The following is a 16,187-nucleotide window of genomic DNA, read 5'->3' as shown; positions in this document are numbered from 1 at the left end:
GCGGGCCGTTCTGTGTACGTGGGGAGCGACGTGATCTCGATACGACGTCTCGCTGCGCTCGCCGTCACTCGATCACCGGGCTCGCTGGTCGAGTAGCTCGCGAGCGCAGCGAGCGGCGTATCGAGACCGGTCAGGGCAGGCGGCGGCGCACGGCACGAGCGAGGCGCCGGGCGGGCGAGACCGGGCCGGCGTCCGAGCGGACCACCGGCGGGTAGCCGGGGTCGGTGGCGACGGCGGCCACGGAGGCGTCGAAGCGCTCGGTGCCACCGTCCGGACCGAAGCCGTGACGCAGTCCGTGCCGCTCGAGGAACGCGGCGTAGGTGTCCCACCGCTCGCGGTGCCCGTCCACCAGCGCCGGCCAGTCGGCCCGCGCGAAGAGCTCGGGCACCGAGATCCCCGCCGGGTCGTGCTGGTCGAGCCGCACGAACGGGATCCGGTGGTACCGGGCCAGCTCGAGGGTGCGCGAGTCGTGGGCGAGGAGGACCGCCGGCGTACCGGAGATCAGCGACACGATCGTGCCGTGGATGCGCGTGCCGTACGTGAAGCGCTGGCCGCGCAGGAACTCCTGCCACGCCGGGATGTTGAGGGGGAACACGGTGCGACCGGGCGCGAACACCGGGTGCTCGGGCGACAGGGGCAGCCGGGCGTCGTCGCCGGAGAGGGGAGTGCCCCGCAGCAGCAGTCGCAGCGTGTGGATGTCCTGGCCGATGTAGGTGAGCCGTCGGTGCCGGCGCAGGCCCTGCTGCAGGATCGGGCCCATCTCGCGCACGTAGGGGGAGATGGTGATCGCGATGGGGTCGTCGTCGCCGACCGACCCCGGCAGGCGCAACGGCAGCTCGGGACCGTGGAGAAACATCGAGGGACAGCCGATGACGTCGACCTCGGCGTCGTCGAAGCCCAGGTCGAGCAGGTACTCCTTCGTGAAGTCGCCCCGGACGCCGATCGAGGGTCCGCGCTCCAGCACGGCCCGCACGAACCGACGCGTGGCGGCCTCCACGGCCTCACGCTCGTCGCGCGGCGCGTTCCCGTCGAGGTCGGCCTGCGCCCCGACGCCCAGGACGGTGAAGCGGGTGGTCAGCTGCTCGATCGCCGCGGCCTGACGGTTCAGCGCCTTGAGGTTCGAGGCGCGGAAGTGGTTCGCGAGGGGGAAGACGACGTGGTCGAACTCGCGGTTCACCCGCGCGGGATCGGCGAACCAAGGGCCGGTGGGCGCTGCAGTGACGTCGTCGCCGGGATGGGTGAGCAGCCGCTCGGAGGCGAAGCTGAAGGCCAGGTTCCCGACGTTGTTGCCGATCAGGTTGCGCTCGAGGACGCTGGTGGCGTCGGCCGGGTCCAGCGCCGCGTGGTGGACCTTCAGGAGAATGCGCGCCACCCGCCGGACTATACCGCCGGCGCCCCCGCCGCCGCGGTCCCACGACCCCGCGTGACCATGGGTTAGTCTGTTCCGACCGCTTGTTTTCGTCTCGGGGGAGTTCCACCGTGTCCGTCAGTCATCGACTTCGACTCGCGAGTGTCGCCACCCTCGGTGCGCTCGTGCTGCCGCTCGTCGCCGCGTCCACCACGTTCGGTGCCGACGAGACCGAGGGCGCCGCAGCGGCTCCGGCCGCCGTCGAGCCGCAGGCGGACCCCACCCAGGCACCGACCGCCGAGGTCCAGAAGGCCGCGCCGCAGGCCGTCGCACCGGCCGCCGCCGCCGTCCGCAAGCGCCCCTACGGCGCCGCCTACCCGGTCGAGGTCGAGGGCAACTTTGCGCGTCCGTACTTCGACAAGGGCGGCCGCAACCGCGACTACACCCTGCTGAACGATCTCGAGCGCCTCATCCGCGGCTCCTACAAGACTCCGGCGGGCAAGCTCAAGTCCAAGGCGCAGCGCCGCGCCACCTCGGTCTACGCCGCGAACTCGCGCATGGAGGACTCGGTCCGCGTCGGCCGTGAGCTGGTCCGTGCGGCCAAGGCCGGCGTCAACGTGCGGTTCATCCACCCGAACGCCCACCAGTCGGGTGCGTCGAAGAAGCTGCGCAGCCAGCTCAACCGGACCAAGTACGGCAAGTTCAAGATCTGTTCCAACGGCAAGTCCATGGCCTGCCTCTCGCGCGTCAACGGCGCGATCATGCACTCCAAGATCGTCATGGTCAGCGACACGTACACCCGCAGTGGCCGTCGCGCCAAGGGCGTCGTGTGGACCGGCTCGTCGAACTTCGGCGGCCGCAGTGCCGAGCGCACCTACAACAACGGCAGCACCGTCTACAACGACAAGAAGCTGTGGTACGGGATGCGCGGCGTGTGGAAGGACATGTGGGCCGAGCGCCGGGTCGGCAGCGACTACGGCCGCTACATCGCCAAGCGCAGCTCGCGCTACGGCTACCGCACGGCCACCCGCGACGGCTACTCCAGCGCCGCCGCCAAGAAGGGCCTGCTGTACTCGAACCTGTCGAACTACACGATCCACGTGACGCCGCTGCGCGCGACGCCCACCAACGGTCGTGACCCGATCCTCAACATGCTCAACCGGATCGTCCCGGACGAGCAGTGCCGCATCCGCCTGATGGAGAACCGCTTCAAGTACCGCCGCATCGCGCTGGCGTACAAGCTCGCGGCCCTCAACAACGCCGGCTGCCGTGTCTCGGTCGTCGCCTTCAAGGACGACTGGAAGAAGAACTACCTCGAGCACTGCCGCCAGCTGCTGCGCGTCTGCAAGCCCGTGCTCGACGTCCTCAAGACGTCGCGCACCGAGGTCGACGCGGCCTACGCCCAGGTGCACGACAAGACGATCCTGGTCGACGCCAAGCTGAAGCGGAACCGGATGAACCCCGAGGAGCGCCTCCCCAGCGGCGGCATCTGGCCCAAGTCGGGCGCCCGCGTGAAGGTCGTCCTGGCCGGCTCGGCGAACCTCACGGGCTCGAACCTGGTGGCCAGTGACGAGATCACGACCATCACGACCGATCCCGACGTGTACGACTCCTACGTCGAGCACTGGCGCTCGGTCACCCAGACGAAGGCCTACGGCATCTTCAAGTACTGAGGACGACGAAACGGCGCCGAACCCCTCGGGGTTCGGCGCCGTTTCTCTGTCGGCTGGAGGGCGGACCCTCAGACGCTCAGGCTGTCGCTCTCGTCGCGGTAGGCGATGGCGATCTCGCGCAGGCGCGTCTCGTGCTGGCGGGCGTGGTGACCGCAGAAGACCAGGTCGGTGCCCGAGGGCAGTTCGACGCGGACCAGGGCCTGCGCGCCGCAACGATCGCAGCGGTCGGTAGCGGTGAGGGCGGGGAACTCGGCAGTGGCCGTCACGGTGTCCTCATTTCGTCGGTTGTCGTCGAACATCACCATGAATACTCCCTCACGACGCCAAACGCGCGTCGGACGCGCCGACGCCGCGTGTCACGTGCGATCCGGTGGGACCGGCTCGATACCGTGGGGGCCGGGGGATCGATGAGGAGGAACCGGACATTTCGACCTACGACGCACGCAATCTGCTCGTCCTCGAGGGACTGGAAGCAGTACGCAAGCGACCGGGCATGTACATCGGCTCCACCGACACGCGTGGACTCATGCACTGCCTCTGGGAGATCATCGACAACTCGGTCGACGAGGCGCTGACGGGGCACGGCTCCCACATCGCCGTCGTCCTGTACCCCGACGGCTCGGTCGAGGTCCGCGACGACGGGCGCGGCGTCCCGGTCGACATCGAGCCCAAGACCGGCCTGACCGGCGTCGAGGTCGTCTACACGAAGCTCCACGCGGGCGGGAAGTTCGGCGGCGGCTCCTACAACGCCACCGGCGGCCTGCACGGAGTCGGCGCGTCGGTCGTGAACGCGCTCTCCGCGCGCCTGGACGTCGAGGTCGACAAGGGCGGCGCCACGTGGGCGATGTCCTTCCGTCGCGGTGTCCCCGGCGTCTTCGCCGGCGACGGCGCCGACGCGGACTTCACCCCCGACAACACCCTGCGCAAGATCGGCAAGGTCGCGAAGTCCCGCACGGGCACCCGCGTCCGCTACTGGGCGGACCCGCAGATCTTCATCAAGGGCGCGAAGTTCGCCTACGACGAGCTGGTGGGCCGCGCCCGCCAGACCTCGTTCCTCGTGCCCGGCCTGCGCATCGCGATCCGCGACGAGCGCGAGGCCGAGGTGCGCGAGGAGGACTTCTTCCACGAGGGCGGCATCTCGGAGTTCTGCGAGTTCCTCGCGGCGGACACCGCCGTCAACGAGGTCCTGCGCGTCCAGGGCGAGGACACGTTCGTCGAAACCGTGCCGGTGCTCGACACGAAGGGCCACATGACGCCGCAGGACGTCGAGCGCACGCTCGGCGTCGACGTCGCGCTGCGGTGGGGGACCGACTACGACACGACCGTGAAGTCGTTCGTCAACATCATCGCCACGCCCAAGGGCGGCACGCACGTCTCCGGCTTCGAGCGCGGTGTCACCAAGACCTTCAACGAGGTCCTGCGCAACTCGCGGATGCTCAAGAACGGCGATCCCGACGTCATCAAGGACGACGTCCTCGAGGGTCTGACCGCCGTGGTCACGGTGAACCTGGCCGAGCCGCAGTTCGAGGGCCAGACGAAGGAGGTCCTCGGCACGCCGGCCGTCACGCGCATCGTGAACAAGATCGTCGCGCGCGAGCTGAAGGCCTTCCTGACCTCCACCAAGGCGGCGCAGAAGGCCCAGGCGCGCCTCGTGATGGAGAAGGTCGTCGGGGCGTCCCGCACGCGACTGGCGGCTCGCCAGCACCGTGACACGCAGCGGCGCAAGAACGCGCTCGAGTCGAGCGCGCTGCCCGCGAAGCTGGCCGACTGCCGCAGCAACGACGTCGACCGCTCCGAGCTGTTCATCGTGGAGGGCGACTCCGCGCTCGGCACCGCCAAGTCGGCGCGCGACGCCGAGTTCCAGGCGCTGCTGCCGATCCGCGGCAAGATCCTCAACGTCCAGAAGGCCAGCATCGGCGACATGCTGAAGAATGCCGAGTGCTCGTCGATCATCCAGGTCGTGGGCGCCGGCTCGGGCCGCACGTTCGACCTCGACACGGCGCGCTACGGCCGGATCATCTTCATGGCCGACGCCGACTCCGACGGCGCGCACATCCGCTGCCTGCTGGCGACGCTGTTCTTCCGCTACATGCGGCCGATGGTGGAGGCGGGCCGGGTCTACACCGCCGTGCCGCCGCTGCACCGGATCGAGCTGGTCTCGCCCAAGAAGGGCCAGGACAAGTACATCTACACGTACTCCGACCCCGAGCTCCAGCGCACGCTGGCGCAGCTGAAGAAGCGCAACGTCCGCTGGAAGGACGCGCCCCAGCGCTACAAGGGCCTGGGCGAGATGGACGCCGACCAGCTGGCCGAGACCACGATGGACCCGCGGCACCGCACCCTGCGCCGCCTCACCGTCGACGACGCCGAGGCGTCGGCCGAGGTCTTCGAGCTGCTCATGGGCAACGAGGTCCCGCCGCGCAAGGAGTTCATCATCCAGGGCGCCTACGAGATCGACACCGAGCTCATCGACGCCTGAGGTGGCCGTGGAGGGCGGAGCGTGATCTCGATACGCGTCTCGCTCCGCTCGCCCGCTACTCGATCACCGAGCCGGTGATCGGAGTGCCGGCGAGCGAGGCGAGACGTGGGGGCACCTCCCGCTTGCGGGGGAGTATCGAGATCAGTCGACCTGGGTCATGAGGCCCGAGTCGACGTCGTAGATGAAGCCGGCGACCTCGACCGAGTCGGGGACGAGCGGGTGGCTGCGGACGCGGTTGACGTCGGCGCGCACGGTGGACTCCTGGTCCTCGATCACGCCGATGGTCATCCAGGAGGCGTCCGTGCCGCTCATGTCGCCGATCTTCGCCTTGACGTCAGCCTCGGTCGAGGACGCCATGGCGCAGCGGGTGTGCTCGACGACCAGGACGCGGTCGACCTTGAGCATGGACACACCGAGCACGATCGCCACGAGCACCTGGTCGGTCACGCGGCCGCCGGGGTTGCGCAGGATCTTGGCGTCGCCGGGCTTGAGGCCGATCATCGCGAGGGGCTCGATGCGCGAGTCCATGCAGGTGACCATCAGGACACCCGCCTGCGCGATGCCGTCGAAACCTCCCTCGTGCGTCTGGGCGTACGTCCGGTTGGCCTCGAGGAGATCGTCGAATGCGGTCGTCATGAGGAAAAAGTAGCGCGCCGCCGCAGGAGTAGCAGAGCGAGGGCGGCGGCGATGAACGCGGCCACCGCGGCGCCGGTGAAGACGGCCTGCAATTGCGCGATCCCGGCGTCGCGCATCGCTCCGTTGTAGGCGCGGCAGGCGGTGGTGGCCCCGTTGCAGAGCTCCTCGATCGGCGGGATGTCCGCGACCGCCGACCGGAAGGCGCGCAGGCCCAGGGAGGTCAGCGCCGAGATGCCGATGAGCATGCCCACCATGCGCGCGACGACCAGCAGGGCGCTGGCGAGGCCGTGCACCTCGGCGGCCGTGTGCTCGAGCAGAGCGGCGTTGACGGGGGCGATGGCCAGACCGAAGCCCAGGCCGCAGGCGGCCAGCACGACGGTGGCGCCGAAGGTCTCCAGGGACTTCGCGTCCCACGACGCCATGACGAGGAAGCAGGCTCCCGAGAGGGTGAGCGCCGCGGCCGTGAGCGGTCCGGCCGGCACGCGGCGCAGCAGCCAGCCACCGGCCACCGCGCCGACCGGCAGGGCGACGAGGAAGCGCAGCAGCACGAGGGCCGCCTCCAGCTGGTCGTCGGGCGCAATCGTCAGGCGGGCGAAGAACGGGATGTCCACGAGGGCGGCGATCAGCGCCGAGCCGATGAAGAACGAGACGGCTATCGAGCCCCACGCGGGGGCGGACGAGAGTGATCCGCGGGGGATCAGCGGATGGGCGGCGTGCCGCCCGCGCCACACGAACAGCGCCAGCGCGATCGCGGCGACGGGCAGCAGGACGACCGCGTCGTCGGCCAGCACCGCCCGCTCGGGCTCCGCACTGGCGAACGTGAGGATCACGGCGCCCAGCGCCACCGTGAGCGCGGCCGCGCCCCACAGATCCGTCTGACGGGCCACCTGGCTCCACTCGCGCCAAGCGAGCAGCGGCCGGGCCGCCGTCACCTGGCGGACGACGAACGCCGCGCCGAGGCCGTACGCGACGAGCGCCAGCGGCGTGAGCCATCGCGACTCGCCCACGACCGGGAGGAACGCCAGGCCGCTGGTGACGCCGGTCGTCAGGGACTCCGGCTCGAGCATCACCAGCAGCAGGCAGCCGCCCGTGAGCAGCGCCAGCACGAGTCCGGGCACGTCCCACCCGCGGTCGGCGCGCGGGGGCCGGTGGCGCAGCAGGGCGGCCGCGATCACCAACCCGACGGCGGCGTTGACCCAGAAGATGTCGTGCCACGTGCCGAAGGCCAGGATCGCGGCACCCCACAGAGGGCCCACGACGCTGCCGAGCTCCTGCACGGCGCCGACGATCCCCAGGGGCAGGCCGCGGCGCTCAGCCGGCCACGTGTCGGCGATGAGCGCCAGCGTCGGCGGGATCAGCCCGCCGCCGCCGATGCCCTGGATGAACCGGCCCAGCACGATCGAGGTCAGGTCGTACCCCGCCGCCGTGATGACCGAGCCGATGGCGAAGACGACGAGGCAGCCGATCAGCACGGGGACCCGGCCGCGCAGGTCGGAGACCCGGCCGATCAGCGGCAGCACCGCCACGTAGCCCAGCAGGAATCCCGAGATGATGGGCGCCGCGCGCTGGAGGTCGGCGACGGTCAGCCCGGCCGCGGTCATCATGTCGGGCAGGGCCAGCACGACGACGTAGGTGTCGGCCGCGGCGAAGCCGATCGCCACCGCGGCGAGCGCGAGCAACCCGCGCGACGCGAGCTCCCTCATCGGCACGGGATCAGGGCGCCTCGATGCCGGCGGGCTCGTCGCGCGGTGAGAGCCGCAGCGTGTAGGTCACGTCCTCGCCGCCGTAGAACGGGCCGGAGATCTTCGCGTCGTGGAGCTCGTCGTCGTCGGTGAGGCGGTAGACGACGTCGAAGTCCTCGGTGGCGTCGGCCGTGGGGATGAGCTGCGCGATGCGGTCGCCCGGGAGCTCGCCGCTGATCTCGGTGAGCACGAGGTCGCCGTCGCGCGACTTGCCCTCGACCTCGGGCTCGGTGGTGGCCTTCAGCAGGGCGCCGAGGCCCGAGTCGGCGTCCGTGCCCACGAGCGCCGCCGGATCGGGGGCGCCGAGCGTGGCCGGGTCGAGCGGGGCCCACACGGGCGAGAAGCCGGTCTTGGCGTAGGTCGTGCCGTCGACGGAGATGACCTCGGCGGCCAGCGTCGCGCCGCCCGCGACGACCTTGACGTCGCCCTCGAAGGCGGGGGAGTGGTCGCCGACACCTTCGGCGGAGAGGAGCCCGCGCGTGCCGCTGGGCAGCTCCTTGGTGCTCAGGGAGATGTCGAACGACTCGGCCTCGGTGAGGGCCTCGGAGGCGGCGTCGAGCCTCTGGGCGGCGTCGCCGGAGTCGGAGTCGTCACCGGTGCAGGCGGTCAGCAGCAGGGCGCCGCTCAGCACGGTCGCGGTCATCAGTCGAGAAAACACGCTGGTCAGTCTGGCACGTTTCGCGCGCCCGGCAGCGTGGCTGCGGCCGATGAGACTCCTGTGATCGGCTGGCCGACCGGAGTGCCCGACGCGTCGCGCCGCTCGACGACCTCGGGGAGGTCGACCGGCGAGCCGCTCGCGGCGGACGCGACGGGCATGCCGTCGCCGACCCACGCGAACACCAGGGCGTCCTCGCCGCTGAGCAGCCGCTGGCAGCGCACGCCGCCGGTACCGCGCCCCTTGCCGGGGTAGACGGCGAAGGGCGAGACCTTGACCGAGCCGGCCTGGGTCCCCGGAAGGGCGGAGGAGCTGCCGGCGACGGTGACCACGTGGGCCGACTCGACGTCGGAGACGGCGCCGAACGCGACGACGTGGGCGCCCGCGCCGAGCTTCACGCCCGCGACGCCACCGCCGCTGCGGCCCTGGGGACGCACGAGCGACGCGGGGAAGTGCAGCAGCTGCGCCTCGGACGTGACGAACGCGAGCTCCTCCTCGCCGGTGACCAGCGGGACGGCGCCCACGACCCGGTCGCCGTCGTCGAGCCGGATGAGCTCCCACGAGTCGCGGTTGGACAGGTGCTCGGGCTTGACCCGCTTGACGATCCCGTCGCGGGTGCCCAGGGCAAGGCCGGGGACGTCCTCGGCGAAGGTCATCAGGGTCAGCGCGTCGCCGTCGAGGCTCAGCAGCTCGCCCAGCGGGACACCGCCCTGGAGGCGCGGGGAGTCGGCGGTGGGCGGCAGCGCCGGGAGGTCGATGACGTCGAGGCGGTGGACGGTGCCGGCCGACGTGACCACGCCGACCTGGCCCCGCGCCGTGGCGCGAACGGCCGCCACGACGGTGTCGTGCTTGGCTCGGCGGCCGTGGTCGCCGAGCGGCTCGGCGTCGGACGTGCGCGCGACGAGACCGGTGGAGGACAGCAGCACCCAGCACGGGTCGTCGGGCACCTCGAGCGAGCCGCCCGCCGCGGCCGGAGCGGGGACGCCGGCGGACTCGAGCAGGACGGTGCGTCGCGGGGTGCCGAACTGCTGGGCCATCTGGGCCAGCTCGTCTCCGACCAGGCCCCGCAGCACGCTCTCGTCGGCGAGGATCGCGTCGAGCGCCTCGATCTGGCGGCGCAGCTCGTCGGCCTCCCGCTCCAGCTCCAGGCGCGAGAACTTCGTGAGGCGACCCAGCTGCAGGTCGAGGATGTAGTCGGCCTGGAGCTCGGACAGGTCGAAGACCGAGATCAGTCGTCCACGGGCCTCGCCGCGGTTCTCCGACGAGCGGATGAGCTGGATGACCTCGTCGATGTCGAGGATCGCGATGAGCAGGCCGTCGACGAGGTGCAGCCGGTCGGCCGCCTTGCCACGGCGGTAGGTGGTGCGCCGGCGGACGACGTCGATGCGGTGGTCGAGGTAGACCGTGAGCATCTCGCGCAGGCCGAGGGTGCGCGGCTGGCCGTCGACCAGGGCGACCGCGTTGATGCCGAAGGAGGACTCCAGCGGGGTCTGGCGGTACAGCTGCTCCAGCAACGCCTCGGGGACGATGCCGTTCTTGATCTCGATGACCAGGCGCAGGCCGTTCTTGCGGTCGGTGAGGTTCTTCAGGTCGGAGATGCCCTGGATCTTCTTGGCCTGGACGAGCTTCTTGATCGACTCGATGACCTTCTCGGGGCCCACGTTGTAGGGCAGCTCCGTGACGACGATGCCCTTCTTGCGCGCGGTGACGCTCTCGACGCGCGTCGTGGCGCGCATCTTGAACGAGCCGTTGCCCGTGGCGTAGGCGTCGCGGATGCCGTCGAGGCCCACGATCTTGCCGCCGGTGGGCAGGTCGGGGCCGGGCACGAAGCGCATGAGCGCGTCGAGGTCGGCGTCGGGGTGCGCGATGAGGTGGCGCAGCGCCTGCACGACCTCGATGAGGTTGTGCGGCGCGATGTTCGTGGCCATGCCCACGGCGATGCCGGACGCGCCGTTGACCAGCAGGTGCGGGATCGCGGCCGGGAGCACGGTGGGCTCCTGGAGCCGGCCGTCGTAGTTCGGCTTGAAGTCGACCGTGTCCTCGTCGAGCGACTCGGTCATCGCCTCGGCGGACCGGTCCATCCGGATCTCGGTGTACCGCATCGCGGCCGGCGGGTCGTCGGGCGAGCCGAAGTTGCCGTGACCGTCGAGCAGGGGCAGGCGCAGCGACCAGGGCTGGACGAGGCGCACGAGCGCGTCGTAGATGGCGCTGTCGCCGTGCGGGTGCAGCTTGCCCATGACCTCGCCCACGGGGCGGGCGCTCTTGACGTGGGGCCGGTCGGGCCGCAGGCCCATGTCGTCCATCGTGTAGAGGATGCGCCGCTGGACGGGCTTCATCCCGTCGCGCGCGTCGGGCAGGGCCCGCGCATAGATCACCGAGTAGGCGTACTCGAGGAAGCTCGAGCGCATCTCGTCGCCGACGTCGGTGTCGAGGATGTGCTCCTCGAAGTCCACGGTCTCGATGCCTGATCCACTCACGCGGGCCATTCTCCCGCGCCGCGTCGCCGGGGGTGCGCCCGACCCGCCGCTCGCGGGGTAGGTTTGTGCCCGTGAGTGGCAGCGAACCGGTCGAGATGGCGAGCCTGATGCCCCACCCGGTCCCCGCATGGGAGGCCGATGTCCTGCTGAAGGACGGGCGCGTCGCGCAGATCCGCCCCATCGTCCCCGAGGACGCCCCGCGGTTCGTGGAGTTCTACGACCGCGTCTCCGCCGAGTCCAAGTACTTCCGCTTCTTCGCGCCCTACCCGCGGCTCTCCGACCGCGACGTGGCGCGCTTCACCACCGTCGACCACGACCGGCGCGTGGCCTTCGTGGTCACGCAGCAGGACGACATCATCGCCGTCGGCCGCTATGACGCCGTCTCCGACGAGGAGGCCGAGGTCGCGTTCCTCGTCGAGGACGCCCACCAGGGCCGCGGCATCGGCCAGCTGCTGCTGGAGCACCTCGCCCAGGCAGGACGCGAGCGCGGCTTCACCGAGTTCATCGCCGAGGTCCTGCCCGAGAACGTCCGGATGCTCCAGGTCTTCCGGGAGATGGGCTACACGATCAGCGGCACGCTCGAGGACGGTGTGCAGCGGCTGACGTTCGAGATCAACCCCACCGACTCCGCGCTGGGCGTCATGCGCTCGCGCGAGCAGCGGGCCGAGGCCGCCTCGATCGCCCGGATCTTCGGGGCCCGCAGCGTGGCCGTGGTCGGCGCCAGCCGCCGCCAGGGCTCGATCGGCCAGGCGATGGTGCGCAACCTCGTGCTCGGCGACTACGGCGGCACCGTCTACGCCGTGAACTCCCAGGCCGAGGCCGTGTCGGGCCTGACGGCCTATCCGACCGTGCGCGACATCCCCGGCGAGGTCGAGATCGCGATCGTCGCCGTCCCGGCCGAGCACGTGAACGACGTCGTCCTGGACTGCGCCGCCAAGGGCGTCCACGGCCTCGTGGTGATCTCCGCCGGCTTCGCCGAGGAGGGCCCCGAGGGCCGCGCGCGCCAGCAGGAGCTGCTGCACTCGTGCCGCATCCACGGCCTGCGCCTGATCGGCCCCAACTGCCTGGGCATCATCAACACGGCGTCCGACGTGCAGCTCAACGCCTCGCTGTCGGCCACCATGCCCCCGCCCGGGCGCGCCGGCTTCTTCTGCCAGTCCGGTGCGCTCGGCTCGGCCATCCTCGAGACCGTCGCCGCGCGCGGGCTGGGGCTGTCCACCTTCGTCTCGGCCGGCAACCGCGCCGACGTCTCGGGCAACGACCTCCTGCAGTACTGGCAGCAGGACGACAGCACCGACGTGGTCCTGCTGTACCTCGAGTCCATCGGCAACCCGCGCAAGTTCTCGCGCCTCGCCCGCCGCGTCTCGGAGGTCAAGCCGATCGTCGCGGTGAAGTCGGGCCGGTCCACCCAGGGCGTGCCCGTCGGCCACACCGTGCGTCGCAGCTCGGCGCCGCAGCAGGCCGTCGACGCGATGTTCCGCCAGGCCGGCGTCATCCAGGTGGAGAACCTCGACGAGATGTTCGACGTCGCCCAGCTACTGGCCCACCAGCCGCTGCCGCGCGGCAACCGGATCGCGGTGGTCGGCAACTCCGACGCCGTCGGCCTGATCGTCACCGACGCCGCCAAGTCGCAGGGCCTGCAGGTCGCCCCGCCGATCGCGCTGGGCGCCACCGCCGGCGCCGAGGAGTTCGAGGTCGCCATCGAGGCCGCGCTCGCACGTCCCGACGTCGACGCCCTCGTCGTGGTCTACACGCCTCCGATCACCACCGACAGCGATGCCGTCGCCCAGGTGCTCGCCGCCATCGGCGAGCAGTCCGACAAGCCGATCGTCTCCACGTTCCTGGCCAGCAAGGGCATCCCGGTGCTGCTGCGGGTGCCCGACCTCGAGGGCGGCTCGGCCGGCCGCGGCTCGGTGCCGTCCTACGCCGCGCCCGAGGCGGCGGTCAAGGCGCTCGCCCGGGCCGTCAACTACGCCGAGTGGGCAGCGCGCGACCACGGTGAGTACCACGTGGCCGCCGAACACCGCTCGGGCGACGCGAAGGCCCTCATCCGCGACGTGCTGACGATCGCCCCGCGCGGCGCCGTGCTGTCCACCGAGCAGGTCCACTACCTGCTGTCCTGCTACGGCATCGACCTGTGGACCTGGACGAACGTGCACAGCAAGGAGGAGGCCGTCGCGGCCGGCGAGAAGCTCGGTTGGGACGTCGTCCTCAAGGCCGGCAGCGAGCACCTGCGCGCCCGTCCCGACCTCGCCCACGTCTGGCGCGGCATCCACGACGCGCAGGACATGGCCGAGGCGTGGGACGAGATGACCACGTGGAGCGGCATCCGGGCCGACACCACCTTCTTCGTGCAGCGGTCAGCACCCGCCGGGGTCCAGGTCGCCTTCCGCGCCACCGAGGACCGGCTCTTCGGCCCGCTCGTCTCCTTCGGCATCGCCGGCGCGCCGAGCGAGCTGCTCGAGGACCGCAGCTACGGCATCCCGCCCCTCACCGACGTCGACGCGCGCACCATGGTCAGCGGCATCCGCGCCGCGCCCCTGCTCTTCGGGCACCACGGCAGCGAGCCGGTCGACGTGGCGGCCCTCGAGGACATCGTGCTGCGTCTCGCTGCGCTGAAGGACGACCTGCCCGAGGTCGTCTCGCTCGACCTGGAGCCGGTGCTCGTCAATCCCGACGGGTACACCGCCCTGAGTGCGCGCGCCAAGGTGATCCCCTCGTCCGACAGCCGGGGCGACTGGTTCGTCCGGCGGCTGAGCCAGCCTGATGCAGCGGCGGATACGCTGGGTCGGTGACGCAGACCAGGGACCGGACGAAGGACCTCTACGAGTCGATCTCGCGCAGCGGGTACTACCCCGAGATCGTCGCGGGAGCGCTCGAGGACGCACTGGCGACCGAGCCCGTGGAGTCGTTCGTCGTGCACCACGAGCCCACGTTCGACCGCGAGGAGATCCGCCGGCACATGTCGGTCCTCGTCCTCACGCCCACGCGCCTGCTCCTGACGCACACCGACGAGCACCCCGGCGACACGCTGCTGCCGAAGCCCTACACGTCCACGTCCGTCGAGGCGGTGCCGCTGTCGCGCGTCTCCGGCGTCGTCGTCACGCGGATGGTGTCGGCCCAGACGCAGCAGCTCGAGGAGGCCCTCCTCACGATCGGCTGGGGCGCCGTCGCCCGTGTCGAGCTCGAGCCCGCCCGCTGTGACGATCCCGAGTGCGAGGCCGACCACGGCTACACCGGATCGATCAGCGGGGACGACTTCTCGCTGCGGCTCAGCGCCGCGGCCGAGGGTGGCGCCGCGGTCGTGGGCCTGCTGGAGTTCGCTCGCGCGCTGACCGCGGCCACCACCGTCACCGAGGCTCGATGACCGCGCCGCACGCCGGCATCCACGAGGTGATGACCTCGGTGGGCGGCGCCCTCGGCGTGCCGGGCTTCACCGACGTCCTCGGGCTGCCGGAGTCCCGGCGCTACGTCGTGATGCTCGTCGACGGTCTCGGACTCGACCTGCTGCGCGAGCACGCCGACCTGGCGCCGTTCCTGTCGTCGTGCCTCAACGTGGAGAACGTGCTGGCGGGAATCCCCTCGACCACCTCGGTGAGCCTGACCTCGCTGGGCACGGGCCTGCTTCCCGGACAGCACGGCATGGCCGGCTACACGTGCCGCATCCCGGGCACGTCCCGCTTCCTCAACACGCTCAAGTGGGACGACCGCATCGTCCCCGAGCAGTGGCAGCCGCACCCCACGGTCCTGAGCCGGCTGGCCGACGAGGGGATCGCGGTCACCGTGGTCAACGACGACAGGTTCGAGCTGAGCGGCCTCACGCGCGTGAGCCAGCGCGGCGTGCCTTTCGTGGGCGTCCGCCACGCGTGGGACCGTCTCGCGGCCGTCGTGGAGGCGGTCGAGCGTGACGACCGCGCCCTGGTGTACGCCTACGAGTCCGCCGTCGACCACACGGGCCACGGCTCGGGCGTCGACTCCGACGAGTGGCGCAAGGCGCTCGTCGAGGTCGACCGCGACGTCGCCGACCTGCGCGCGGCCCTACCGCCCGACGTGGTCCTGCTCGTCACCGCCGACCACGGCATGGTGGACGTGCCGATGGAGGGACGATTCGACCTCGTCGACCACCCGAAGCTGCGCGACGACGTGGTGCTGGTCGCCGGCGAGGCCCGGTTCCGTCACGTGCACACGCGCTCGGGTGCCGAGGCGAAGGTCGCCGCCCGCTGGCGTTCCGCGCTCGGCGACCGGGTGGAGGTCCGGCTGCGCGACGAGGCGCAGGAGTGGTTCGGTCCGATCGACCCGGCCGTCCGCGGACGCTTCGGCGACGTGGTCGTGGCGGCGCTCGACGACTTCGCCGTCTTCGCCTCCGACGCCTTCTCCGTGGAGCTGCTGCTGCGCGGCTTCCACGGCTCGATCACCCCCCGGGAGCGGCGCATCCCGGTCCTCGTGGCGGGCTGACCCGTGGCGGAACTGGTCTTCTACTCGGGCACGATGGACTCGGGCAAGAGCACGCTGGCGCTCCAGCTCGACCACAACCACCGCGCCCGCGGCCGGGTGGGCCGCATCTACTCCTCGCACGACCGCGCGGGCGCCGCCACGCTCTCGAGCCGGCTCGGCCTCTCGACCCCGGCGATCGAGGTGGCCGAGGACCTCGACTTCTGGGCCGACGTCGTCGGAGAGCTGACCGGGGGAGCCCGGATCGACTACCTCGTGTGCGACGAGGCGCAGTTCTACACCAGCGCGCAGGTCGACCAGCTGGCCAAGGTGGCCGACGAGCTGGCGATCGACGTGTTCTGCTTCGGCATCCTCACCGACTTCCGCACCCACCTGTTCAGCGGGTCGCAGCGGCTCGTGGAGATCGCCGACCGGGTGCTGACGCTGCAGGTGGAGGCGCTGTGCTGGTGCGGCGCCCGTGCCACCCACAACGCCCGCACCGAGGACGGCGAGATGGTCACCGAGGGCGAGGTGATCGTCGTGGGCGACGTCGAGGACCCGGACCGGCCGACGCCCCAGGTCGGCTATGAGGTGCTGTGCCGCCGGCACCACCGCAAGCGGATGACCGCCGCGCGGGCGAAGGCCGGGGCGCTGTCGCCCGACGTCCTGCCGTTCGACTGATCTCGATACACCGCCTCGCTCCGCTCGTCGGCACTCGATCACCGGAGTCGCACCCCGGTGGACCG

The 16,187-nt window shown here is 71.2% G+C and carries 12 protein-coding genes; 6 read left to right on the top strand and 6 right to left on the bottom strand.

The features are described 5' to 3' along the window. Nucleotides 1–130 precede the first annotated feature (130 nt). The gene (locus B2363_RS01240) at nt 131–1,372 is read right to left on the bottom strand and encodes a polysaccharide pyruvyl transferase family protein (RefSeq protein WP_286927887.1); all 1,242 of its coding nucleotides are present in this window, start codon (nt 1,370–1,372) and stop codon (nt 131–133) included. A gap of 107 nt (nt 1,373–1,479) precedes the next feature. Between B2363_RS01240 and B2363_RS01235 the strand changes: the two genes are divergently transcribed. Beyond that, on the top strand, nt 1,480–3,021 hold the full coding sequence (locus B2363_RS01235) for a phospholipase D-like domain-containing protein (protein ID WP_286927886.1): 1,542 nt from the start codon (nt 1,480–1,482) through the stop codon (nt 3,019–3,021). Between the two features lie 68 nt (nt 3,022–3,089). On the opposite strand, the gene B2363_RS01230 is transcribed toward B2363_RS01235, so the two are convergent. Next, nucleotides 3,090–3,320 (bottom strand): DUF7455 domain-containing protein, encoded by a 231-nt coding sequence (locus tag B2363_RS01230; protein ID WP_181756237.1) that lies wholly within the window; start codon nt 3,318–3,320, stop codon nt 3,090–3,092. 104 nt (nt 3,321–3,424) lie between these two features. Here B2363_RS01230 and B2363_RS01225 point away from each other — a divergent pair, with 104 nt between their 5' ends. Next, nucleotides 3,425–5,500 (top strand): DNA gyrase/topoisomerase IV subunit B, encoded by a 2,076-nt coding sequence (locus B2363_RS01225; RefSeq protein WP_286928039.1) that lies wholly within the window; start codon nt 3,425–3,427, stop codon nt 5,498–5,500. Nucleotides 5,501–5,641: 141 nt separating this feature from the next. On the opposite strand, the gene B2363_RS01220 is transcribed toward B2363_RS01225, so the two are convergent. Genes B2363_RS01220 through B2363_RS01205 form a run of 4 tightly spaced genes read right to left on the bottom strand, consistent with a single transcriptional unit; the run spans nt 5,642 to nt 11,019 of the window. Further along, on the bottom strand, nt 5,642–6,136 hold the full coding sequence (locus B2363_RS01220; protein ID WP_286927884.1) for a beta-class carbonic anhydrase: 495 nt from the start codon (nt 6,134–6,136) through the stop codon (nt 5,642–5,644). After that, nucleotides 6,133–7,839 (bottom strand): MFS transporter, encoded by a 1,707-nt coding sequence (locus B2363_RS01215; protein WP_286927882.1) that lies wholly within the window; start codon nt 7,837–7,839, stop codon nt 6,133–6,135. Before B2363_RS01215 ends, B2363_RS01220 begins: the two co-directional genes overlap by 4 nt. A 10-nt stretch (nt 7,840–7,849) precedes the next feature. Then, complete coding sequence (locus B2363_RS01210; protein WP_286927880.1) at nt 7,850–8,536, bottom strand: LppX_LprAFG lipoprotein; 687 nt, start codon at nt 8,534–8,536, stop codon at nt 7,850–7,852. Between the two features lie 5 nt (nt 8,537–8,541). Beyond that, on the bottom strand, nt 8,542–11,019 hold the full coding sequence (locus B2363_RS01205; protein ID WP_286927878.1) for a DNA gyrase/topoisomerase IV subunit A: 2,478 nt from the start codon (nt 11,017–11,019) through the stop codon (nt 8,542–8,544). A gap of 62 nt (nt 11,020–11,081) precedes the next feature. Between B2363_RS01205 and B2363_RS01200 the strand changes: the two genes are divergently transcribed. Genes B2363_RS01200 through B2363_RS01185 form a run of 4 tightly spaced genes read left to right on the top strand, consistent with a single transcriptional unit; the run spans nt 11,082 to nt 16,122 of the window. Continuing rightward, on the top strand, nt 11,082–13,805 hold the full coding sequence (locus tag B2363_RS01200) for a bifunctional GNAT family N-acetyltransferase/acetate--CoA ligase family protein (RefSeq protein ID WP_286927877.1): 2,724 nt from the start codon (nt 11,082–11,084) through the stop codon (nt 13,803–13,805). Beyond that, nucleotides 13,802–14,377, top strand: coding sequence for a DUF5998 family protein (locus tag B2363_RS01195; RefSeq protein ID WP_286927876.1), 576 nt, complete (start codon nt 13,802–13,804; stop codon nt 14,375–14,377). Before B2363_RS01200 ends, B2363_RS01195 begins: the two co-directional genes overlap by 4 nt. Beyond that, nucleotides 14,374–15,465, top strand: coding sequence for an alkaline phosphatase family protein (locus B2363_RS01190; RefSeq protein WP_286927875.1), 1,092 nt, complete (start codon nt 14,374–14,376; stop codon nt 15,463–15,465). The genes B2363_RS01195 and B2363_RS01190 overlap by 4 nt, the downstream gene beginning before the upstream one ends. A gap of 3 nt (nt 15,466–15,468) precedes the next feature. Then, nucleotides 15,469–16,122 carry a thymidine kinase gene (locus B2363_RS01185; protein WP_181755562.1) on the top strand — a complete coding sequence of 218 codons (654 nt, stop codon included), beginning with the start codon at nt 15,469–15,471 and terminating at the stop codon, nt 16,120–16,122. Nucleotides 16,123–16,187: the final 65 nt, after the last annotated feature.

Source organism: Aeromicrobium sp. UBA7512 (genome assembly GCF_002476985.1).
Lineage (GTDB): Bacteria > Actinomycetota > Actinomycetes > Propionibacteriales > Nocardioidaceae > Aeromicrobium > Aeromicrobium phoceense.
Note: the sequence above shows the minus strand (reverse complement) of the source record. Positions and strands in the feature narration are given on the sequence as shown.